This is a genomic window from Aquincola tertiaricarbonis (genome assembly GCF_023573145.1).
Classification (GTDB): Bacteria; Pseudomonadota; Gammaproteobacteria; order Burkholderiales; family Burkholderiaceae_C; genus Aquincola; species Aquincola tertiaricarbonis_B.
Genome location: NZ_CP097636.1, coordinates 96,946 through 116,741 on the forward strand (window position 1 = coordinate 96,946; position 19,796 = coordinate 116,741).

Genomic DNA, 19,796 nt, shown 5'->3' on the forward strand with positions numbered 1-19,796 from the left:
CAGCGTGCGCCGCCGCGTCATGCGGCCAGCTTGTCGTTGACGAAGTCCACCAGCGAGCCGACGGTGGCGAAGGTGCTGCCGTCGATGTCGTCGTCGTCCACGGTGATGCCGAAATGACTTTCCAGTGCGGCGATCAGGGACACCACGGCCATCGAATCCAGCTCGGGCAGCGCGCCCAGCAGCGGGGTGGACGCATCGAAGCCCGCGGCCCGGCCTTGCAGCCCCAGCGTTTCGTCCAGCACGCCGAGCAGTTCGCTCTTCACATCCATCGGGTTACTCCGGGCTTGATTCAGGGTTCGGGCAGGCCGGCGATTCTAGGAGGCGGCGCTTCCCCCAAACGGGTGGTTTCCGTGGCGGGCTGCGCACTCCCCTGCGCGGCGCGGCGCCGGTGGCGCCAAAACCGCATGCCATACTTTTTTCATGCCTGACAGTCACCTGCTGCACGAACTGGTGCATTCCGCGGCCGCGCGCGATGCCGAGGCCCCGGCCCTCACCGCCGCCGGCCATACGTTGCGCTACGGCGAACTGGACGATGCGGTGCGCCGCTTCGCCGGTGGCGTGGTGCAGGCCGGCCTGCAGCGCGGCGAGCGCGTGGCCATCTACCTGGAAAAGCGCTTCGAGACGGTGATCGCCAGCTTCGGCGCCCCCGCGGCCGGCGGCGTGATGGTGCCGATCAACCCGCTGCTCAAGCCCGAGCAGGCGGTGTTCATCCTGCAGGACTGCGACGTGCGGGTGCTGGTGACCTCGCCCGAGCGGCTGGCCACGCTGGCGCCGGTGCTGGCCCAGTGCCCGGCGCTGCGCTGCGTGGTGATCACCGAGGGCGCCGCCACCGACGCGCCGCTGCCACCCGGTGTGCAGCGGCTGGGCTGGCAGGCGCTGCTGGACGGCCCGCAGGCCGCGCCGCACCGTGTGATCGACAGCGACATCACCGCCATCCTCTACACCTCGGGCTCCACCGGCCGGCCCAAGGGCGTGGTGCTGTCCCACCGCAACATGGTGGTGGGCGCCAAGAGCGTGGCCAGCTACCTGGACAACCGCGCCAGCGACACCTTGCTGGCGGCGCTGCCGCTGTCCTTCGATGCCGGCTTCAGCCAGCTCACCACCGCCTTCCACGTGGGCGCGCGGGTGGTGCTGCTGAACTACCTGATGCCGCGCGACGTGCTCAAGGCCATGGCCAAGGAACGTGTGACCGGCCTGACCGCCGTGCCGCCGCTGTACATCCAGCTCACGCAGCTGGAGTGGCCGCCCGAGATCGACGCCCGCCTGCGCTACTTCGCCAACACCGGCGGCCGCATGCCGCGCGAGACGCTGATGGCGTTGCGCCAGCGGGCGCCTTCGGCCCGGCCCTTCCTGATGTACGGGCTGACCGAGGCCTTCCGCTCCACCTACCTGCCGCCTGAAGAGGTGGACCGCCGGCCCGATTCCATCGGCAAGGCCATCCCCAATGCCGAGATCCTGGTGCTGCGCGACGACGGCACCGAATGCGGGCCCGACGAGCCGGGCGAACTGGTGCACCGCGGCGCGCTGGTGGGCCAGGGCTACTGGAACGACGCCGACAAGACTGCGGAGCGCTACAAGCTGTTGCCGGCGGGCATCGGCGGCCGGCTGGGCGGCCTGCAGCTGCCCGAATACGCGGTGTACTCGGGCGACACCGTGCGCAAGGACGCGGAAGGCTTCCTGTACTTCATCGGCCGGCGCGACGAGATGATCAAGACCTCGGGCTACCGGGTGAGCCCCACTGAGGTGGAAGAGGTGCTGTACGCCACGCAGATGGTGGGCGAGTGCGCTGCCTTCGGCGTGGAGCATCCGGCGCTGGGCCAGGCCATCCAGGTGGTGGCCACCGCGCCCGACGGCAGCGCGGCGCTCGACGTGCCTGCGCTGCTGGCCGAGTGCCGCCAGCGCATGCCGGCCTACATGGTGCCGGCTGGCGTGGTGCCGGTGGCCGGGCCGCTGCCGCGCAACCCCAACGGCAAGATCGACCGCAAGCTGCTGGCCGCGCGCTGGGCCGATCAGACCTTGTAGTAGCCCCGGTACCACTCGACGAAGCGGCGCACGCCTTCATCCACCGAGGTGGCGGGCGTGAAGCCGGTCCAGGCCTGCAGCTCGGACACGTCGGCATAGGTGGCCGGCACGTCGCCGGGCTGGATGTCGCGCAGCTGCTTGATCGCCTCGCGGCCGGTGTGGCGCTCGATCGCGGCGATGAAGTCCATCAGCTGCACCGGCTGGTGGTTGCCGATGTTGAACACGCGGTAGGGCGCGTGGCTGGCGGCCGGGTCGGCCTGGCTGCGGTCATAGGCCGGGTTGGCCGTGGGCACATGGTCCAGCGTGCGCACCACGCCTTCGGCGATGTCGTCGATGTAGGTGAAGTCGCGCACCATCTTGCCGTGGTTGAACACCTGGATCGGCTCGCCGGCCAGGATGGCGCGGGTGAACAGGAACAGCGCCATGTCCGGTCGGCCCCAGGGACCGTACACGGTGAAAAAGCGCAGCCCCGTGGTAGGCAGGTCGAACAGGTGGCTGTAGGTGTGGGCCATCAGCTCGTTGGCCTTCTTGGTGGCCGCGTACAGGCTCACCGGGTGGTCCACGCCGTGGTGCTCGGAAAACGGCATCTGCGTGTTGCCGCCGTACACGCTGGAGCTGGAGGCATACACCAGGTGCTGCACGCCGTGGTGGCGGCAGCCTTCCAGGATGTTGGTGAAGCCGACCAGGTTGCTGTCGATGTAGGCATGCGGATCGACCAGCGAGTGCCGCACCCCGGCCTGCGCCGCCAGGTGCACCACGCGGTCGAACTTTTCCTGCGCGAACAGCGCCGGAATGGCGCTGCGGTCGGCCACGTCCATCTGCTGGAAGCGGAAACCCGACTGGCCCTGCAGCAGCGCCAGCCGGTCGTGCTTGAGCTGCGGGTCGTAGTAGGCGTTGAGGTTGTCGATGCCGACGACCTCGTCGCCACGGGCCAGCAGCAGGCGGGCGACATGGGCGCCGATGAAGCCGGCGGCGCCGGTGAGCAGGATTTTCATGATGGAGTGGGCACTAGCAGTTGCCGGCCGGCAGCGACCGGAGTGTGTGGATTGTGAGTCAATCCCCTTGTCGAACCCCGTACGTTACGTGCAGGAACCACATCCGGACCGGGCACGTACCGTGCGTGTCGCACTGCGCAGGCAGAATCGCCGTAGTGAAAGGGGCCGTTGGCCCGCATCAGGGAGAGCAGAAGCATGAAGATCACCGTCGTCGGTGCCGGTTACGTAGGTCTGGTCACGGGCGCATGCCTGGCGGAGATGGGCAACCACGTGGTGTGCCTGGATGTGGACGAGCGCAAGATCGCCATGCTCCAGCGCGGCGAGATTCCCATCCACGAACCCGGCCTGGACGCCGTGGTGCAACGCAATGCCGCTGCCGGCCGCCTGCAGTTCACCACCGACGTGGCCTCGGCCGTCGGCCACGGCACGCTGCAATTCATCGGCGTCGGCACCCCGCCCGACGAAGACGGCTCGGCCGACCTGCAGTACGTGCTGGCCGCCGCCCGCAACATCGGCCGCCACATGACCGACTACAAGGTCATCGTCGACAAGAGCACCGTGCCCGTGGGCACCGCCGACAAGGTGCGCGCCGCCGTGCGCGAAGAGCTGGCGGCGCGCGGCCTGAGCATGGATTACGCGGTGGTCAGCAACCCCGAATTCCTGAAGGAAGGCGCGGCGGTCGACGACTTCATGCGCCCGGACCGCGTGGTCGTCGGCTCCGACGACGAGCGCGCCACGCTGCTGATGCGCGCCGTCTACGCGCCCTTCATGCGCAACCACGACAAGCTGATCGTGATGGACGTGCGCAGCGCCGAATTCACCAAGTACGCCGCCAACGCCATGCTGGCCACCCGCATCAGCTTCATGAACGAGCTGGCGCTGCTGGCCGAGCGCGTGGGCGCCGACATCGAACTGGTGCGCAAGGGCATCGGCAGCGACCCGCGCATCGGCACGCACTTCCTGTATGCCGGTGCCGGCTACGGCGGCTCCTGCTTCCCGAAGGACGTCAAGGCGCTGATCCACATCGGCGCCGACAACGGCGTGCCGCTGCAGGTGCTCAACGCGGTGGAAGCCGCCAACGAGCGCCAGAAGCATGTGCTGGTCGAGCGTGTGGTCGCCCGCTTCGGTGAAGACCTGACCGGCCGCACGCTGGCGGTGTGGGGCCTGGCCTTCAAGCCCAACACCGACGACATGCGCGAGGCGCCCAGCCGCGTGGTGATCGCCGAGCTGGTCAAGCGCGGCGCCAAGATCCGCGCCTACGACCCGGTGGCCATGCACGAGGCCCAGCGCGTGCTGGAAGGCGTGCCGGGCGTCACCTTCGTCACCGGCCAGCAGGCCGCGCTGGAAGGCGCCGATGCGCTGCTGATCGTCACGGAGTGGAAGGAATTCCGTAACCCCGACTTCGAGTTCATCAAGGCCACGCTGAAGCAGCCGGTGGTCTTCGACGGCCGCAACCTCTACGAGCCGGCGCTGATGAAGGCCTTCGGCATCGAGTACCTGGCGATCGGCCGCGCCGCGGCGCTGCCGTCCGACGCCTGAGCCCCGCTATTTCTTCGCAGTACGCATGACCGACACCGCCTCGCCCCCGCCAGCGCGCCGCCTGCCCGAGCACGCGCCCATGCAGCAGTTCGCGGTGCAGGAGGGCGAGCTGGTGATCGGCGGCGAGCGGCTGTCGGTGCTGGCCGAGCGTGTCGGCCAGACGCCCTTCTACGCCTACGACCGCGGCGCGCTGCGCCAGCGCGTGGCCGAGCTGCGGCAGGCGCTGCCGCGGCAGGTCAAGCTGCACTATGCGATGAAGGCCAACCCGATGCCGGCGGTGGTGGGCTTCATGGCCGGCCTGGTCGACGGCATCGACGTGGCGTCGGCCGGCGAGCTGAAGGTGGCGCTGGACGCGGGCGCCGACCCGGCGGAGGTGAGCTTTGCCGGGCCCGGCAAGACCGAGGCCGAACTGCGCCGGGCGGTGGCTTCGCGGGTGCTCATCAACCTGGAATCGGCGCGCGAGGTGCAGCTGCTGGCCGGCATCACCCAGCGCCTGGGCCTGCCGGCGCGGGTGGCGGTGCGCGTGAACCCCGACTTCGAGCTCAAGGGCTCGGGCATGAAGATGGGCGGCGGGCCCAAGCAGTTCGGCGTCGATGTCGAGCAACTGCCCGCGCTGATGGCCGAGATCCGCGCGGCCGGCCTGGGCTTCGAAGGCTTTCACCTCTTCGCCGGCTCGCAGAACCTGCGGGCCGAATCGATCTGCGACGCGCAGCAGCAGTCCTACGCGCTGGCGCTGCGGCTGGCCGAGATCGCGCCGGCGCCGGTGCAGTTCCTCAACCTGGGCGGTGGCTTCGGCATTCCGTACTTTCCGGGTGAGCAGCGGCTGGACCTGGCGCCGATCGGCGAGAACCTGGCCGGCCTGGTCGAGCGCGCCGCGCGCGAGCTGCCGCAGGCCTCGCTGGTGATCGAGCTGGGCCGCTACCTGGTGGGCGAAGCCGGCGTCTACGTGGCGCGGGTGCTGGACCGCAAGGTCTCGCGCGGCCAGGTGTTCCTGGTGACCGACGGTGGCCTGCACCATCACCTGTCGGCCTCGGGCAACTTCGGCCAGGTGGTGCGCAAAAACTACCCGGTCACCATCGGCAATCGGCTGGGCGAAGAGGCGCGTGAGGCGGCTTCGGTCGTCGGCCCGCTGTGCACGCCGCTGGACCTGCTGGCCGACCGCATGCAGCTGCCGGTGGCGCGTGAAGGCGACCTGGCGGTGGTGTTCCAGTCAGGCGCCTATGGCGCCAGCGCCAGCCCGCAGAACTTCCTGGGGCATCCGGGCTGCGTGGAAGTGCTGGTCTGAATCCGCGGCTGGATCAGCCGCGCCCCAGATCCTGTTCCAGCGTGAAGCGAGCGCCCTCGTACTGACCCAGCAGTTCGGTCAGCAGCGGCATCAGCGCGGCCAGCGTGTCGTGCAGAACGAAGGGCGGGTTGATCACGAACATGCCGCTGCCGTGCAGGCCGAAGCCATCCCCTTCGCCGCGGTGCACGTGCAGCGTGACGTGCAGCCAGCCCTTGGGCGCCTCCTTGGCGGCGCCCATCAGCCGCTTGGGCAGCTGCGCCGCCTCCACGATCTGCACCTGCGGGTACCACACCATCACCGTGCCCTGGGCAAAGCGGCTCAGGCATTCACGCACCGCGCCCACCACCTTGGCGTAGTCGGTCTTCAGCTCGTAGGAGGGGTCGATCAGCACCGCGCCGCGGCGCGACGGCGGCGGCAGCTCCTTCTGCAGGCCGGCAAAGCCATCGCTCATCAACACCTTGGTGTGCGGGCGCTGGCCGAGGAAGCTCTCGAGGATGCGGTTGTCGGTGGGGTGCAGTTCGTACAGGCTCAGCCGGTCGGTCGGGCGCAGCAGCATCTGCGCCAGGCCGGGTGAGCCGGGGTACTGCTCGAGCGCCCCGCCGCCGTTGAACTGCTTGACCAGCGCCACGTAGTCGGCCAGCGCTGCCGGCAGGTCGGGGTGGTCCCACAGCCGGCCGATGCCGGATTCGAATTCGCCGCGCTTTTGCGCATAGCGCCCGGCCAGCGAGTAGCCGCCGGCGCCGGCATGCGTGTCGACCAGGGTGTAGGGCTTGTCCTTTTCGCCCATGTAGCGAAGCACCTGGGCGAGCACCAGGTGCTTGAGGACGTCGGCATGGTTGCCGGCGTGGAAGGCGTGTCGGTAGGCGAGCATGCGTGCACTGTAACTAGCATGGATCACCCTGGGGCGTCCGCTGCAAGGTTGAGGCGGATTGCGTAGGCTCCGGGGGTTTTCCCTTTACAGCGAGAAGTTCAACCATGCCCACCCTGTTCGACCCGATCCGCATCGGCGACATCGAGCTCGCCAACCGCGTCGTGATGGCACCGCTGACCCGCAACCGTGCCACCGGCCAGCTGCCCAACGACCTGACGGTGGCGTACTACGCCCAGCGCGCCAATCCGATGACCGGCTTCGGCCTGATCATCACCGAGGCCACGCAGATCATGCCGGAGGGCCAGGGCTACCTCGACACCCCGGGCATCCACAGCCCCGAGCAGGTGGCGGCCTGGCGCAAGGTCACCACCGCCGTGCACGCCCAGGGCGGCCGCATCGTGGTGCAGCTGTGGCATGTGGGCCGCATCTCGCACACCTCGCTGCTGCCCGGCGGCCAGGCGCCGGTGTCTTCCACCAACCGCGTGGCCAAGGGCAAGACCTACACCGCCAAGGGCTTCGAGGACGTGTCGCCGCCGCGTGCGCTGCGCACCGACGAAATCCCGGGCATCGTGCAGGCCTACCGCCATGCGGCCCGCTGCGCCATCGACGCCGGCTTCGACGGCGTGGAAGTGCATGCGGCCAACGGCTACCTGATCGAGCAGTTCCTGCGCGACAGCATCAACGACCGCACGGATGAATACGGCGGCTCCATCGCCAACCGCGCCCGCTTCCTGGTGGAAGTGGTCAAGGCCGTGACCGACGAGATCGGCGGTGGCCGCACCGGCATCCGGCTGTCGCCCGTCACCCCGGTGAACGACGCCGGCCAGGACAGCGACCCGCAGGCGCTGTTCAATCACGTCGTCGAACAGATCGCGCCGATGCACCTGGCCTACATCCACGTCATCGAAGGCCAGACCGGCGGCGACCGCGAGGTGGCCCCGTTCGACTACCAGGCCCTGCGCCAGCGCTTCCCCGGCGCCTGGATGGTGAACAACGGCTACGATCGGCAGATGGCGCTGGATGCGGTGGCCAACGGCAAGGGCGAGCTCGTCGCCTTCGGCAAGCCGGCCATCGCCAACCCCGACCTCACGCGCCGCCTGCACCAGAACGCTCCCTTGAACCAGCCCGACCAGAAGACGATGTACGGCGGTGGCGCCCACGGCTACACCGACTACCCGACCCTGGACGCGCAGCCCGCCTGATGCCGATGGCCCAAGCTCGGCAAGCTCGGCAAGCGCGGTGACGCGCCGCCCCGACAGCCGTTGGCTGCTGCGGGTGGCGGGCACGCTGGTGCTGGCCCTGCTGGCCGCCCTGGCCTGTGAGCAGCTGGGCACGCCGCTGCCCTGGATGATCGGTCCGCTGCTGGTCACCGCGCTGGGCTGCGTGGCCGGCCTGCCGCTGGCCGCCGCCGGGCCGCTGCGCAATGCCGGCCAGTGGGCCATCGGCACCTCGCTGGGCCTGTATTTCTCGCCCCAGGTGCTGGCCCTGCTGGGGCCGCTGGCGCCCGCGCTGGTGGCCGGCATCGCCTGGGCGCTGCTCATCGGCGGCTTGTTCGCGGCCGCGCTGCGCCGCGCGCTGCCGGGTGTCGACCCGGCGACGGCGCATTTCGCGGCCGCCATTGGCGGTGCTTCCGAGATGGCGGTGCTGGCCGAGCGCCACGGCGGCCGGGTCGACCTGGTGGCCGCTGCCCACTCGCTGCGGGTGTTGCTGGTGGTGCTCATCATTCCCTTCGGCTACCAGGCGGCCGGGCTGCACGGGCTGGATGCCACGCCGCTGGCCGTGCGGGCGGTGCAGCCGGCCGGGCTGGCCCTGCTGGCGGCGGCCACCGCGGCCGGCAGCCTGCTGGTGTGGCGGCTGGGCCTGCCCAACCCCTGGGTGCTGGGCTCGCTGGCGGTGTCGGCGGCGCTCAGCGGTGCGGGCGTGGAGCTGTCGGCGTTGCCCGGCTGGGTGAGCCATGCCGGCCAGTTGTTCATCGGCGTGGCGCTGGGCTCACGCTTCAATCGCCGCTTCGTGCACACGGCGCCGCGCTGGCTGGCGGCGGTGGCCATCGGCACGCTGGCGATGATCGCCGCCTCCGGCGTCTTCGCCTGGCTGCTGGCGCAGCTGATCGGCCTGCACTGGGCCACCGTGCTGCTGGGCACCTCGCCCGGCGGCATCGCCGAGATGTGCATCACCGCCAAGGTGCTGCAACTGGGCGTGCCGGTGGTCACCGCCTTCCACGTGGTGCGCTACGTGGCGGTGCTGCTGCTCACCGGGCCGATGTTCCGGCGACGGCAGCAGCGGCTGGCCGGCGTGGGTGCCTAGCGCGGCTGTGCCGGCCGCCGGGCGCGGAACAGCTCGGCGATCGACACCTCCCGCGGGCCGGGCAGCACGCTGAAGGCATCGCCCGCGGCGATGTTCCCCGGGCGGTGCACCGCCAGGTAAAAGCCGCAGAAGCCCGACTGCCACATCATCTTGCCGGCTTGCGGGAAGCCCAGCGCCGCGTTCAGCTTGCCGCAGGGGTAGCGCGGTTCGCTCACCACCAGCGTGCAGCCCGGAAACTCCAGCCGGTCGCCCATCCATACCTGGGTTTCAAGCAAGCCGCGCAGCGTCAGGTTCTCGCCCAGCAGGCCGGGCGGCGGCGCTTCGTCCCACAGGCCCGCCCGGGCCTGCGCGCGCACCGTCTGCCAGAAGGGGTAGTGCTCGGCCGGGTAGGCGTAAACCGCCTTGGCCAGGCCGCCGTGCACCGTCAGGTCGGCCTGTTCGTCGCCCGCCAGGCCCGCCTCGGTGACCGGCACCGGCCCGTCCACCGGCACCTTGCGAAAGCCGCTGGCCACCGGTCGGCCGCCCACCAGCAGCGGTTGGACGCGGCCGACGTTGACGGCTTGAGCGGTTCCAGACGGTTGCATATGTCTATGACGGTTGTGCATAACCTCCCGCAGGTGGGTGGTTACGGCAGGATTACACTCGAATTGAAATGCCTAGAGAGGCCACGGCGCGATCCGCCGTACCTCGATGAAACTTCCTGCCGCCATGGCGGCTCTTTTCATCTGGCAATGCATTCACGCCGCGGCATGCGGCGAGCCCCGAGCGCCTGATCCGGCAGTCCGAGGCTGGCCACATCCCGTTTTTTTGCAATCGACGATTGGAGTAGCCATGAACAGTCCCGTGATGGGCGGCCTGCGCCTGAATGTACCCAGCTGGGTCAAACACGACCGCCTGGTCAGCTGGGTGGCGGACATCGCCGCCCTGACCCAGGCCGCCGATGTGGTTTGGTGCGACGGCTCTCAGGAAGAGTATGACCGCCTGTGCGCGCAGCTCGTGGCCGCCGGCACCTTCCGCAAGCTGAACCCCGAGCTGCGCCCCAACAGCTACCTGGCCTGGAGCGACCCGGGCGACGTGGCCCGCGTGGAAGACCGCACCTTCATCTGCAGCCAGAAGAAGGAAGACGCCGGCCCCACCAACAACTGGACCGACCCGGCCGAGATGCGCGCGCTGCTGCAAACCGGCGACCAGGCGCTGTTCAAGGGCGCGATGAAGGGCCGCACGCTATACGTGGTGCCGTTCTCGATGGGCCCGCTGGGCTCGCCCATCGCCCACATCGGCGTCGAGCTGAGCGACAGCCCTTACGTGGCCGTGAACATGCGCCTGATGACCCGCATGGGCCGCGCGGTGCTGGACGTGCTGGGCACCGACGGCGAGTACGTGCCCTGCGTGCACACCGTGGGCGCGCCGCTGGAGCCGGGGCAGAAGGATGTGTCCTGGCCCTGCAACGCCACCAAGTACATCGTCCACTACCCCGAGACGCGCGAGATCTGGAGCTACGGCTCGGGCTACGGCGGCAATGCGCTGCTGGGCAAGAAGTGCTTCGCGCTGCGCATCGCCAGCACCATGGGCCGTGACGAAGGCTGGCTGGCCGAGCACATGCTGGTGCTGGGTGTCACCAACCCGCAAGGCGTCAAGCGCCATGTGGCGGCTGCCTTCCCCAGCGCCTGCGGCAAGACCAACTTCGCGATGCTGATTCCGCCGGCCGGGTTCGAAGGCTGGAAGGTCACCACCATCGGCGACGACATCGCCTGGATCAAGCCGGGTGCCGACGGCCGCCTGTACGCCATCAACCCCGAAGCCGGTTACTTCGGCGTGGCACCGGGCACCAACGACCTGACCAACCCGAACTGCATGGCCTCGCTGAAGCGCGACGTCATCTTCACCAACGTGGCGCTGACCGACGACGGTGACGTGTGGTGGGAAGGCATGACCGACACGCCGCCCGCGCACCTGACCGACTGGCAGGGCAAGGACTGGACGCCGGAGACCGCCAAGCAGGCCGACGGCAAGCTGCGCCCGGCCGCCCACCCCAACGCCCGCTTCACCGTGGCCGCCACCAACAACCCGGTGCTGGACCCCGAGTGGGACAACCCGGCCGGCGTGGCGATCGACGCCTTCATCTTCGGTGGCCGCCGCTCCACCACCGTGCCGCTGGTCACCGAGGCCCGCAACTGGGTCGACGGCGTGTACATGGCCGCCACCATGGGCTCGGAAACCACCGCCGCCGCCGCCGGCCAGCAGGGCGTGGTGCGCCGCGACCCGTTCGCGATGCTGCCGTTCATGGGCTACAACATGAGCGACTACTTCCGCCACTGGCTGGACCTGGGCGCCAAGCTGCAGGGCTCGGGCGCCAAGCTCCCGGGCATCTTCTGCGTCAACTGGTTCCGCAAGGGCGCCGACGGCAAGTTCGTCTGGCCCGGCTACGGCGAGAACATGCGCGTGCTGAAGTGGATCCTGGAGCGCGTGGACGGCCAGGCCCAGGGCGAAGAGCATGTGTTCGGCATCAGCCCGCGCTATGAAGACCTGAGCTGGAACGGCCTGGCCTTCTCGCAGGCGCAGTTCCAGAGCGTGATCGGCATCGACGCCACCGCCTGGCAGCAGGAACTGGCGCTGCACACCGAGCTGTTCGACAAACTGGCCTACCACCTGCCTGCCGAGCTGACCGAGACCAAGCAGCGCCTGGAAAAGCGCCTGGCCGCCTGATCAGGCCGGTGCTGCGTCCGCGGCCGCTGCCGGCCGCGGATGGGTGACGAAGCCGAAGCGCGCCGGCATCTGCGCGTGGGGCAGCTCGTTCAAGGTCCACGCGCCGCTGTCCACCAGCGTGGCGGCGGCTTCCACGTCCAGGCTGTGCAGCAGGCCGAAGCCGAGGTCGGTGTCCAGAAACAGCCGCCCCGCGTCGTCCAGCCAGGCGCTGGCCAGGGTGGCCGGTGTGCCGGTGTGGCTCAGCAGCCGGCCATCGGGTTGCAGCCGCCACACCCAGGGCGCCGCCTCCAGCGCAACGTACACCCGCTGCGGCCCGTTCTGGAAGAACCAGCAGCCCTGCCCGTCGTGCTCGTAGTTGCGGCCGATGAAGGCCAGCAGCTTCTCATGCTCGAGCCGGCTGCCCTTGACCTGGGGAAAGGGCCCGGCCGCCTGCGTCGCGTCGTCGCGCAGGTACCAGTGGCCGCGGGCATCCAGGCCCAGCCAGCCATACACGTGCGGCACGTTGGGCCACTTCTTGATTGCTTGCCTGACGATGTCATCCATCGCCCGATGCTGCCTCAGCCGTGCTGGCGCAGCCAGTCCAGCACCGCTTGCGGCAGGGTCATCACATGGCTGCGCAGGCCACCCCCGCCCGGAAAGCCCACATGGCCGCCATGCGGCGGCTGCCACAGCGTGACGTGCCGGCCCACCTGGTGCGGGCGCGGCAGGCTGGCCGCCGGCACGAAGGGGTCGTTCAAGGCATTGACCACCAGCGCCGGCACCCGGATGCGCGCCAGGTGCGGCTTGGCCGAGGCGCGCCGCCAGTAGTCCTCCACGCCCTTGAAGCCGTGCAGCGGCGCGGTGAACACGTCGTCGAAGGTGTACAGGTCGGTGGCCGCCACCAGCCGCTGCTCGTCGAACAGGCCCGGGTGCTGGGCCAGCTTGGCCAGCGCCTTGGGCTTCATCGTCTGCAGGAACATGCGGGTGTAGACCAGCTTGTTGAAGCCGCGGCCGATGGCATGGCCGCCCGCCGCCAGGTCCAGCGGCGCCGACACCGCCGCGATCGCCCGCACGGTGCGGGCGGCGCTGTCGCCGGCTTCTTCGGCCCAGCGCAGCAGCGCATTGCCGCCCAGCGACACGCCGGCCGCGAACACCGGCGCGCCGGCCCGCTCGCGCAGGCGCTGCAGCATCCAGCCCACCTCTTCATGATCGCCGGAGTGGTAGGCGCGCGGCGCCAGGTTGATTTCGCCCGAGCAACCGCGGAAATGCGGCACCGCATAGGACAGCCCGGCCAGCCGGGCCACGTGCGCAAAGGCCTCGGCATAGTGGCTGCGCGAAGTGCCTTCCAGGCCGTGGAACAGCACCAGCCAGCCGGCACCTGGCTGCGCATGCAGTTGGAAGTCGACGTCGATGAAGTCGCCGTCCGGCGTGGTCCAGCGCTCGCGGGTGTATTGCGGGGCCGGGCCTTCGTAGCGCCTGCCCCACAGGGCCGGCAGGATGGTTTGTGCATTGCCGCCCACCAGCCAGCGGGGCGCGCGGTAATCGTGCATCGTCGTCGGTCGTCGCCCCGGCTCTGGCCGGTAGCGTGTCAGTGCAGGGTGGTGGGACCGTCGTGCGGTTCGGGCACGTCGTGCGGCAGGCCGGCGGTGGCATGGTGCGCCGCCAGCCGCCAGCCCAGCGCGGTCTTCAGGTACACGTTGGTGGCCAGCACCCAGGCGGTCTGGTTGCCTTCGGCGGTGTTGGCGTCGATGCGTTCCAGCACGCTGTGCACCGCGCAGCCGGGCGCTTCCAGCCTTCGCACGCGGGCCGGCTGCACCGGCAGCACGCCGTTGGCGAAGATGGCCTCGAACGAGGCGCGGATGGCCGCCGCGCCCATCACCCGCAGGCCGCCGGGGTGCACGCAGACGATCTCGTCGTCGTCGCTCCACAGCGCCATCAGGCGGTCGATGTCGCCCTGCTGCAGGGCTTCGTAGAACTGGGCCTCGGTGTCTTCGGCCGTGGCCAGCAGCACCGACGCCGGGGCCTTGGGCTTCACCGGAACACCACGGTCTTGTGGCCGTTGGTCAGCACCCGGTGCTCCACGTGCCAGCGCACCGCGCGGGCCAGCACCACGCACTCCACGTCGCGGCCCACGGCGGTCAGGTCTTCGGCGGACAGCGAGTGGTCCACCCGCTCCACGTCCTGCTCGATGATGGGGCCTTCGTCCAGGTCGGCCGTCACGTAGTGGGCGGTGGCGCCGATCAGCTTGACGCCGCGCGCATGCGCCTGGAAGTAGGGCTTGGCGCCCTTGAAGCTGGGCAGGAAGCTGTGGTGGATGTTGATGGCGCGGCCGGCCAGCACGCCGCAGAACTCAGGGCTGAGGATCTGCATGTAGCGCGCCAGCACCACCAGGTCGATGCGCTCGCGCTCGATCAGCGCCTCCACCTGCTGCTCCTGCTCGCGCTTGGCGGCGGCGCTGCTGCCGGTGGGCAGCGGCAGGTGGTGGAAGGGGATGCCGTAGCTGGCGGCCAGCTCGGCGAAATCGGGGTGGTTGGAGACGATGGCCGGGATGTCGACTTCCAGCAGGCCGCTCTTCCAGCGGAACAGCAGGTCGTTCAGGCAATGGCCCTGCTTGCTCACCATCAGCAGCACGCGGGAGCGCTGGCCGAGGGCATGCAGCTTTGCATCCATTTCGAACTGGCCACGTACATGCTGTATCAGCCTGTCCAGCGTGGCCACGTCGGCCAGGTGCGGCGGCGCCTCGAAGTGCACCCGCATGAAGAACAGGCCCGTGGCGTCTTCGCCGGTCAGGTCGCCGAATTGCTGCGAGTCGATGATGTTGCAGCCGGCCTGGTAAAGCAGGCCCGACACCGCATGGACAATGCCCTTGGTGTCGCGGCAGGAGAGGGTGAGAACGAACTGGTCTTGGCGCGGCATGATGCTGCAGATTGTAGGAGTCAGGTGTGTCCAAAACGGCCCAGCAGGACTGGAGCGAGCGCAGCCAAGAGCTGGCGCAGTTGTTGTCGCGCACCGGTCTGGGTGATCGGCAGGCCTTTGCCCGGCTGTACCAGCTCAGCAGCGCGCATCTGTTCGGCGTCATCCTGCGCATCCAGCGTGAGCGCGCGCTGGCCGAGGAGCTGCTGCAGGAGGTGTACGTCAACGTCTGGCGTGCGGCCTCGGGCTTCGACGCCGCGCAGAGCCAGCCGCTGACCTGGCTCACCAGCATCGCCCGTCACCGCGCCATCGACAGCCTGCGCCGCGCGCAGGTGCAGGTGGTGGTGGCGCGGCCCCGCGGGCCGGCCGATGACGACGACGACCGCCCCGACGCCGCCGAGGCGCTGCCCGACGACGCCCCCGGCCCGGCCGAGCTGCTGGGCCGCGCCAGCGAGGCGCGCCAGCTCTCGGCCTGCATGGAGCACCTCAGCCCCTCGCAGCGGCAGAGCGTGGCCCTGGCCTTCTTCGATGGCCTGAGCCATGCCGAAGTGGCCGAGCACCTGGCCCAGCCGCTGGGCACCGTCAAGTCGTGGGTGCGCCGCGCGCTGGCCACCTTGAAGCATTGCCTCGAACGCGCGGTGCAACGCGACGCGCGCGGCGCCGAACAAGCCTGACGCCATGGACTACGGCAAATCCGAACGCGCCGACGCCCTGGGCGCCCAGTACGTGGCCGGCACCTTGCGCGGCGCCGCCCGCCGCCGCTTCGAGGCGCTGCTGCCCAGCCACCCTGCGCTGCGCGCCGCGGTGCAGGCCTGGAGCGAACGCCTGATGCCGCTGACCGCGGCGGTGGAACCCCAGCAGCCGCCGCCTTCGGTGTGGCAGGCGATCGAGCGCCGGCTGTTCGGCCAGGCGGCGCCGGCGCAGGCAGCCGTGCCGCTGCCCTGGTGGCGCCGGCTGGCGCCATGGCGCGCCCTCAGCGCGGCCGGAGCCCTGGCCACGCTGGTGCTGGCGGTGATGCTCACCCAACCGCCGCCGGCCCAGCCACCGGTGCTGGTGGTGCTGCAGGGCACTGGCGGGGCCACGCAGGGTGTCAACACCTTCGTGGCCAGCGTCAGCGGCGATGGCCGCTCGCTGGTGACGCGGGCGCTGCTGCCGGTGGACCTGCAGGCCGATCGGGTGCTGGAGCTGTGGTCGGTACCGCCCGAGGGCGCGCCCCGGTCGCTGGGCCTCATCCGCGCCGACGGCTCCACCGTGGTGCCGCGCGAGCGGCTGCCCAAGGGCCTGCTGAAGGGCGACACCGCGGCGCTGGCCGTCAGCCTGGAGCCGCCGGGCGGCTCACCCACCGGCACACCGACCGGGCCGGTGCTGTACGCGGGCAAGCTGCAGCTCTGATCATGAAAAAGGCCGCCCCGTGGGCGGCCTTTAGCAGGGGTTCGGGGCTCAGTGCCCGTGCAGCACGGTCCCGGGCGCCAGCTTGTAGACGGTGCCGCAGTACGGGCACTTGCCTTCGCCGGTGGAGGCCACGTCGATGAACACGCGCGGGTGGCCGCTCCACAGCTTCATCTTGGGGTTGGGGCAGAACACCACGCCATGACCCTTCAGGTCCTGCGCGGTGACTTCGACGGCTGCGGGGGCGGCAGCGGCAGCGCTTTGGCTCACGGTTCTCTCCTGATCAGGCGGTGAGGGTCAGACCTTGGTCAGCCACTCGGCGTACTTCGGGTTGCGGCCGTTGACGATGTCGAAGAACGCGGCCTGGATCTTTTCGGTGATCGGGCCACGGCTGCCGATGCCGATCTCGATGCGGTCGAGTTCGCGGATCGGCGTCACTTCCGCGGCGGTGCCGGTGAAGAAGGCTTCGTCGGCGATGTAGACCTCGTCGCGGGTGATGCGCTTTTCCACCAGCTTCAGGCCCAGGTCCTGGCAGATGGCGAAGATGGTGTTGCGGGTGATGCCGTTGAGCGCGCCGGCCGACAGGTCGGGCGTGTACACCACGCCGTTCTTGATCACGAAGATGTTCTCGCCCGCGCCTTCGCTGACGAAGCCGGCCGCGTCCAGCAGCAGCGCCTCGTCGTAGCCGTCGTCCGTGGCTTCCATGTTGGCCAGGATCGAGTTGCTGTAGTTGCTCACCGCCTTGGCCTGCGTCATCGTGATGTTGACGTGGTGGCGGGTGTAGCTGCTGGTCTTGACGCGGATGCCGCGCTTCAGGCCTTCTTCGCCCAGGTAGGCGCCCCAGGGCCAAGCTGCCACCATCAGGTGGATGGTGTTGCCCTTGGGGCTGACGCCCAGCTTCTCGGAGCCGATCCAGGTCAGCGGGCGCAGGTAGCAGCTTTCCAGCTTGTTGACGCGCACCACCTCCAGCTGGGCTTCGCACACCTGCTCGAAGCTGAAGGGGATCTTCATGCGCAGGATCTTGGCGCTGTTGAACAGCCGCTCGGTGTGCTCACGCAGGCGGAAGATGGCCGTGCCCTGGGCGGTGTTGTAGGCGCGCACCCCTTCGAAGGCGCCGCAGCCGTAGTGCAGCGTGTGGGACAGCACATGGATCTTGGCGTCGCGCCAGTCGACGAGTTCACCGTCGATCCAGATCTTGCCGTCGCGATCGTGCATGGAGGACATGGGGCACCTTTTAGTCGAGGACGCGGCGCCTGACGCCGCAAAGCCGATGATTTTAGTAGCGACTGCCGGTGCGCCACGCGCTTGCGGGGGTGGTCGCCGCCACCCCCGGGCAATCACCGTCGCGATAAAACGAACGTTCGTGCGGAAATGAGGGGGTCCCGGGGCAGTGCTGGGCCCGGGGCTTTTTGCCATGCAACGGAAGCCTTCCCATGCCCCTGACCCTCGCCACCGCACGCACCTCCTGGCGCCGCGCCGCCACCACGCTGGCTCTGGCAGCCGCCGCCATGCTGGCTGCGCCCGCCACCCGGGCCGCTGACACCTACACCCAGACCCGCTACCCCGTCGTGCTGGTGCACGGCATGCTGGGCTTCGATGCCATCGGGCCGGTCAACTACTTCTACGGCGTGCCCTCGGCGCTGCGGGCGGGGGGTGCGACGGTCTACACGCCTTCGGTGTCCGCGCTCAACACCTCGGAACTGCGCGGCGAGCAGCTGCTGGCCCAGCTGCGCCAGCTGAAGGCCGCCTACGGCCACACCCGCTTCAACCTCATCGGCCACAGCCATGGCGGCCCCACCGTGCGCTACGTGGCTGCGGTGGCGCCGGAACTGGTGGCTTCCGTCACCACCGTGGGTGCGCCGCATGCGGGCTCCAAGGTGGCCGACGGCATCGAGGCGGGGGCTGGGGCCACCGGCACCACCAGCCTCATCGCCAGCATCGTCAATGCACAAGGGGTGCTGATCTCGTGGCTGTCGGGCGAGCCGCAGCTGCCCCAGCAGTCGCTGGGCTCGCTGGCGTCGCTCAACACCCGGAGCGCGGCTGCCTTCAACGCCCGCTTTCCGCAGGGCGCACCCACCAGCGATTGCGGCCAGGGGCCGGCGCAGGTGAACGGCGTGCGCTACTACTCGGTCAGCGGCACCGGCGTGGTCACGCAGCCGCTGGACCCATCCGACGCCTTTCTGGCGCTCACCTCCACCTTCTTCGGCCGCGAAGCCAACGACGGGCTGGTGAGCCGCTGCAGCAGCCATTGGGGCACGGTGCTGCGCGACGACTACCCCTGGAACCACCTGGACGAAGTGAACCAGGCGTTCGGCCTGCGGGGCCTGTTCACGCCTGATCCGGTGGCCTTCTACCGCAGCCAGGCCAACCGGCTGAAGCAGCTGGGGCTGTGAGCATGGCCTCGCAGCCGGGGGCGCGCCGGCCGGGTCGACGCGCCGCCCTGGCGCTGGGGGCGGCCTTGGCGCTGGGCCTGGCCGGGTGGTGGGGCTGGCGGGCTGCGCCCGCCGGTGCGGCAGGCCAGCCGGCGCAGCTTGTCACGTCGCGCGCCGACGATGCGGCTGTGGTCGCATCGGTGCCGGGCGCGATGCCGGCCAGCGGGCCTGCGCAGACGCCCGACGAAGCCGCCCGGCTCGACCGCTGGGTGGCCGAGCACAGCGTGCTGCGCGGTACGGCGCTGGACGGGGGTTGGGGCCAGGATGCGCAGGGCCGGGTGCGTCCGTCCCTGGCGCTGCGCCAGCGCTTCGATCACCTGCTGCAGCTGGCCGGCCAGCTGCCGACGGCCAGCATCACCGCCTGGTTGACGCGGCAGGCCCAGGCCGAGCTGCAGCCCGACGACGTGGCCACGGTGCTGCAGGTGTGGCAGGCCTACCTGGGGCTGCTGGCGGCGCCGGGGCAGGCGGGCGCGCTGGCGGCAGGGCCGCTCGCGGCACCTTCGGCCACCACCTGGTCGGCCGCGCTGGCCGAGCGACGGCAGCTGCGGCGCCAGTGGCTGGGTGCGGCCTGGGCCGATGCGTTCTATGCCGAGGAAGAGGCCGCGTTGGCGCGCCACCTGGCAGCGATGGAGGCCGGGCCTACCGACCGTCGCCCGGCGGCCGAGGCGGCGCCGTTGATCGACCGCGCCAGCCTGCCGCCCGAAGCGGCGCAGCGCCTGGCGGAGGAAGAGGCGGCGCAGGCCCGCTGGCAGCAGCGCCTGGCCGAGGCGGCGGCGCAACTGCAGCGGCTGCGCGCCGCGCCGGAGCTGAGCGCCCCGCAGCGCGAAGCCGCCATCCAGCGCCTGGTGGCCGAGCGCTTCGAGGCCGGCAGCGAGCAGATGCGGGCTCGCGCGCTGTTGGGGCTGGCGCCCGGCTGAGCCCCGTCGCCGCGCCGCCCGTCAGAGGCTGGCGGTCTCGGCCTCGGCCGCCGCTTCCGAGGGGGCGCGCTGCAGCGTCCAGCGTTCCAACCGGCCGTTGCCGCCGAAGTGCAGGTCGATGGTGTCGCCGCCGCTGTCGGTCCAGCGCCAGACCTCGGGCTGGGTGCTGGTCTGCTCGCCCAGGCTCTTGGTCAGCACCACCACGTCCAGCATGCGCAGGCCGGCCTGCAGTTGGGTGCTCAGCATCAGCGCGCTTTTGACGTGACCCACCGGCGACCGGCCGGCCGCGCGCATCACCTTCATCGCGCGGGTGAACTGCATCACCAGCCAGAACGAGACCATGGTCAGGCCCAGCACCAGGCCTTGCCAGCCCCACTGCCACCAGCCCAGGGCGATCGCCACCGCGGCCAGCGGCCATCCGAATCTCGGGTCCATCGTCGTCAG

General features: G+C 70.2%; 21 protein-coding genes. 10 read left to right on the top strand and 11 right to left on the bottom strand.

Translation table 11 applies throughout. From position 1 onward, the window contains the following. Positions 1-17 precede the first annotated feature (17 nt). A complete protein-coding gene (locus MW290_RS14710; protein ID WP_250198472.1) occupies positions 18-269 on the bottom strand; it encodes an acyl carrier protein in 252 nt (83 codons plus the stop codon). A gap of 151 nt (positions 270-420) precedes the next feature. Here MW290_RS14710 and MW290_RS14715 point away from each other — a divergent pair, with 151 nt between their 5' ends. After that, positions 421-2,022 carry an acyl-CoA ligase (AMP-forming), exosortase A system-associated gene (locus tag MW290_RS14715; RefSeq protein WP_250198473.1) on the top strand — a complete coding sequence of 534 codons (1,602 nt, stop codon included), beginning with the start codon at positions 421-423 and terminating at the stop codon, positions 2,020-2,022. Here MW290_RS14715 and MW290_RS14720 read toward each other — a convergent pair. Next, the gene (locus tag MW290_RS14720; protein WP_250198474.1) at positions 2,010-3,017 is read right to left on the bottom strand and encodes an NAD-dependent epimerase; all 1,008 of its coding nucleotides are present in this window, start codon (positions 3,015-3,017) and stop codon (positions 2,010-2,012) included. The two genes, MW290_RS14715 and MW290_RS14720, sit on opposite strands and share 13 nt — an antisense overlap. Before the next feature lie 195 nt (positions 3,018-3,212). Here MW290_RS14720 and MW290_RS14725 point away from each other — a divergent pair, with 195 nt between their 5' ends. After that, positions 3,213-4,556, top strand: a complete 1,344-nt coding sequence (locus tag MW290_RS14725) for a UDP-glucose dehydrogenase family protein (protein WP_250198475.1) — start codon at positions 3,213-3,215, stop codon at positions 4,554-4,556. A gap of 25 nt (positions 4,557-4,581) precedes the next feature. Beyond that, positions 4,582-5,841 (top strand): pyridoxal-dependent decarboxylase, exosortase A system-associated, encoded by a 1,260-nt coding sequence (locus MW290_RS14730; RefSeq protein ID WP_250198476.1) that lies wholly within the window; start codon positions 4,582-4,584, stop codon positions 5,839-5,841. 13 nt (positions 5,842-5,854) lie between these two features. On the opposite strand, the gene MW290_RS14735 is transcribed toward MW290_RS14730, so the two are convergent. Continuing rightward, a complete protein-coding gene (locus MW290_RS14735; RefSeq protein ID WP_250198477.1) occupies positions 5,855-6,712 on the bottom strand; it encodes a 23S rRNA (adenine(2030)-N(6))-methyltransferase RlmJ in 858 nt (285 codons plus the stop codon). A 104-nt stretch (positions 6,713-6,816) separates the two neighbouring features. On the opposite strand from MW290_RS14735, the gene MW290_RS14740 reads away from it, so the two are divergent. Both MW290_RS14740 and MW290_RS14745 read left to right on the top strand, forming a co-directional pair. Beyond that, complete coding sequence (locus MW290_RS14740) at positions 6,817-7,914, top strand: alkene reductase (protein WP_250198478.1); 1,098 nt, start codon at positions 6,817-6,819, stop codon at positions 7,912-7,914. A 37-nt stretch (positions 7,915-7,951) separates the two neighbouring features. Beyond that, positions 7,952-9,016, top strand: a complete 1,065-nt coding sequence (locus MW290_RS14745; protein ID WP_250198479.1) for an AbrB family protein — start codon at positions 7,952-7,954, stop codon at positions 9,014-9,016. On the opposite strand, the gene MW290_RS14750 is transcribed toward MW290_RS14745, so the two are convergent. Continuing rightward, the gene (locus MW290_RS14750; protein ID WP_250198480.1) at positions 9,013-9,600 is read right to left on the bottom strand and encodes an MOSC domain-containing protein; all 588 of its coding nucleotides are present in this window, start codon (positions 9,598-9,600) and stop codon (positions 9,013-9,015) included. The two genes, MW290_RS14745 and MW290_RS14750, sit on opposite strands and share 4 nt — an antisense overlap. Positions 9,601-9,847: 247 nt before the next feature. On the opposite strand from MW290_RS14750, the gene MW290_RS14755 reads away from it, so the two are divergent. Beyond that, on the top strand, positions 9,848-11,722 hold the full coding sequence (locus MW290_RS14755; protein WP_250198481.1) for a phosphoenolpyruvate carboxykinase (GTP): 1,875 nt from the start codon (positions 9,848-9,850) through the stop codon (positions 11,720-11,722). On the opposite strand, the gene MW290_RS14760 is transcribed toward MW290_RS14755, so the two are convergent. Genes MW290_RS14760 through purU form a run of 4 tightly spaced genes read right to left on the bottom strand, consistent with a single transcriptional unit; the run spans position 11,723 to position 14,617 of the window. After that, positions 11,723-12,265, bottom strand: coding sequence for a DUF2946 family protein (locus MW290_RS14760; RefSeq protein WP_250198482.1), 543 nt, complete (start codon positions 12,263-12,265; stop codon positions 11,723-11,725). A 14-nt stretch (positions 12,266-12,279) separates the two neighbouring features. Further along, on the bottom strand, positions 12,280-13,251 hold the full coding sequence (locus MW290_RS14765; protein WP_250198483.1) for a YheT family hydrolase: 972 nt from the start codon (positions 13,249-13,251) through the stop codon (positions 12,280-12,282). Between the two features lie 38 nt (positions 13,252-13,289). Beyond that, a complete protein-coding gene (locus MW290_RS14770) occupies positions 13,290-13,736 on the bottom strand; it encodes a YybH family protein (RefSeq protein WP_250198484.1) in 447 nt (148 codons plus the stop codon). Next, on the bottom strand, positions 13,733-14,617 hold the full coding sequence (gene purU / locus MW290_RS14775; RefSeq protein ID WP_250198485.1) for a formyltetrahydrofolate deformylase: 885 nt from the start codon (positions 14,615-14,617) through the stop codon (positions 13,733-13,735). Before purU ends, MW290_RS14770 begins: the two co-directional genes overlap by 4 nt. A gap of 26 nt (positions 14,618-14,643) precedes the next feature. On the opposite strand from purU, the gene MW290_RS14780 reads away from it, so the two are divergent. Together MW290_RS14780 and MW290_RS14785 are read left to right on the top strand one after the other, a co-directional pair. Continuing rightward, positions 14,644-15,288: a sigma-70 family RNA polymerase sigma factor gene (locus MW290_RS14780; RefSeq protein WP_250198486.1), complete on the top strand. Its 645-nt coding sequence runs from the start codon at positions 14,644-14,646 to the stop codon at positions 15,286-15,288. 4 nt (positions 15,289-15,292) lie between these two features. Further along, entirely contained in the window at positions 15,293-16,006 is a 714-nt protein-coding gene (locus MW290_RS14785) for an anti-sigma factor (protein WP_250198487.1), read from the top strand. A 48-nt stretch (positions 16,007-16,054) separates the two neighbouring features. On the opposite strand, the gene MW290_RS14790 is transcribed toward MW290_RS14785, so the two are convergent. Beyond that, positions 16,055-16,273, bottom strand: a complete 219-nt coding sequence (locus MW290_RS14790) for a zinc-finger domain-containing protein (protein ID WP_250198488.1) — start codon at positions 16,271-16,273, stop codon at positions 16,055-16,057. Between the two features lie 27 nt (positions 16,274-16,300). After that, positions 16,301-17,227 (bottom strand): branched-chain amino acid transaminase, encoded by a 927-nt coding sequence (locus tag MW290_RS14795; RefSeq protein ID WP_250198489.1) that lies wholly within the window; start codon positions 17,225-17,227, stop codon positions 16,301-16,303. Positions 17,228-17,436: 209 nt separating this feature from the next. Between MW290_RS14795 and MW290_RS14800 the strand changes: the two genes are divergently transcribed. Then, positions 17,437-18,396 carry a lipase family alpha/beta hydrolase gene (locus MW290_RS14800; RefSeq protein WP_250198490.1) on the top strand — a complete coding sequence of 320 codons (960 nt, stop codon included), beginning with the start codon at positions 17,437-17,439 and terminating at the stop codon, positions 18,394-18,396. A gap of 2 nt (positions 18,397-18,398) precedes the next feature. Then, a complete protein-coding gene (locus MW290_RS14805; protein ID WP_250200007.1) occupies positions 18,399-19,352 on the top strand; it encodes a lipase secretion chaperone in 954 nt (317 codons plus the stop codon). Positions 19,353-19,373: 21 nt separating this feature from the next. On the opposite strand, the gene MW290_RS14810 is transcribed toward MW290_RS14805, so the two are convergent. Continuing rightward, positions 19,374-19,787, bottom strand: coding sequence for a hypothetical protein (locus MW290_RS14810; RefSeq protein WP_250198491.1), 414 nt, complete (start codon positions 19,785-19,787; stop codon positions 19,374-19,376). Between the last annotated feature and the right edge of the window lie 9 nt (positions 19,788-19,796).

Bases quoted from the DNA above. Each gene is read 5' to 3' on its own strand.
- MW290_RS14710 (WP_250198472.1), bottom strand. From the start codon at position 269: ATGGATGTGAAGAGCGAACTGCTCGGCGTGCTGGACGAAACGCTGGGG.
- MW290_RS14715 (WP_250198473.1), top strand. From the start codon at position 421: ATGCCTGACAGTCACCTGCTGCACGAACTGGTGCATTCCGCGGCCGCG.
- MW290_RS14720 (WP_250198474.1), bottom strand. From the start codon at position 3,017: ATGAAAATCCTGCTCACCGGCGCCGCCGGCTTCATCGGCGCCCATGTC.
- MW290_RS14725 (WP_250198475.1), top strand. From the start codon at position 3,213: ATGAAGATCACCGTCGTCGGTGCCGGTTACGTAGGTCTGGTCACGGGC.
- MW290_RS14730 (WP_250198476.1), top strand. From the start codon at position 4,582: ATGACCGACACCGCCTCGCCCCCGCCAGCGCGCCGCCTGCCCGAGCAC.
- MW290_RS14735 (WP_250198477.1), bottom strand. From the start codon at position 6,712: ATGCTCGCCTACCGACACGCCTTCCACGCCGGCAACCATGCCGACGTC.
- MW290_RS14740 (WP_250198478.1), top strand. From the start codon at position 6,817: ATGCCCACCCTGTTCGACCCGATCCGCATCGGCGACATCGAGCTCGCC.
- MW290_RS14750 (WP_250198480.1), bottom strand. From the start codon at position 9,600: ATGCAACCGTCTGGAACCGCTCAAGCCGTCAACGTCGGCCGCGTCCAA.
- MW290_RS14755 (WP_250198481.1), top strand. From the start codon at position 9,848: ATGAACAGTCCCGTGATGGGCGGCCTGCGCCTGAATGTACCCAGCTGG.
- MW290_RS14760 (WP_250198482.1), bottom strand. From the start codon at position 12,265: ATGGATGACATCGTCAGGCAAGCAATCAAGAAGTGGCCCAACGTGCCG.
- MW290_RS14765 (WP_250198483.1), bottom strand. From the start codon at position 13,251: ATGCACGATTACCGCGCGCCCCGCTGGCTGGTGGGCGGCAATGCACAA.
- purU (WP_250198485.1), bottom strand. From the start codon at position 14,617: ATGCCGCGCCAAGACCAGTTCGTTCTCACCCTCTCCTGCCGCGACACC.
- MW290_RS14785 (WP_250198487.1), top strand. From the start codon at position 15,293: ATGGACTACGGCAAATCCGAACGCGCCGACGCCCTGGGCGCCCAGTAC.
- MW290_RS14795 (WP_250198489.1), bottom strand. From the start codon at position 17,227: ATGTCCTCCATGCACGATCGCGACGGCAAGATCTGGATCGACGGTGAA.
- MW290_RS14800 (WP_250198490.1), top strand. From the start codon at position 17,437: ATGCCCCTGACCCTCGCCACCGCACGCACCTCCTGGCGCCGCGCCGCC.
- MW290_RS14805 (WP_250200007.1), top strand. From the start codon at position 18,399: ATGGCCTCGCAGCCGGGGGCGCGCCGGCCGGGTCGACGCGCCGCCCTG.
- MW290_RS14810 (WP_250198491.1), bottom strand. From the start codon at position 19,787: ATGGACCCGAGATTCGGATGGCCGCTGGCCGCGGTGGCGATCGCCCTG.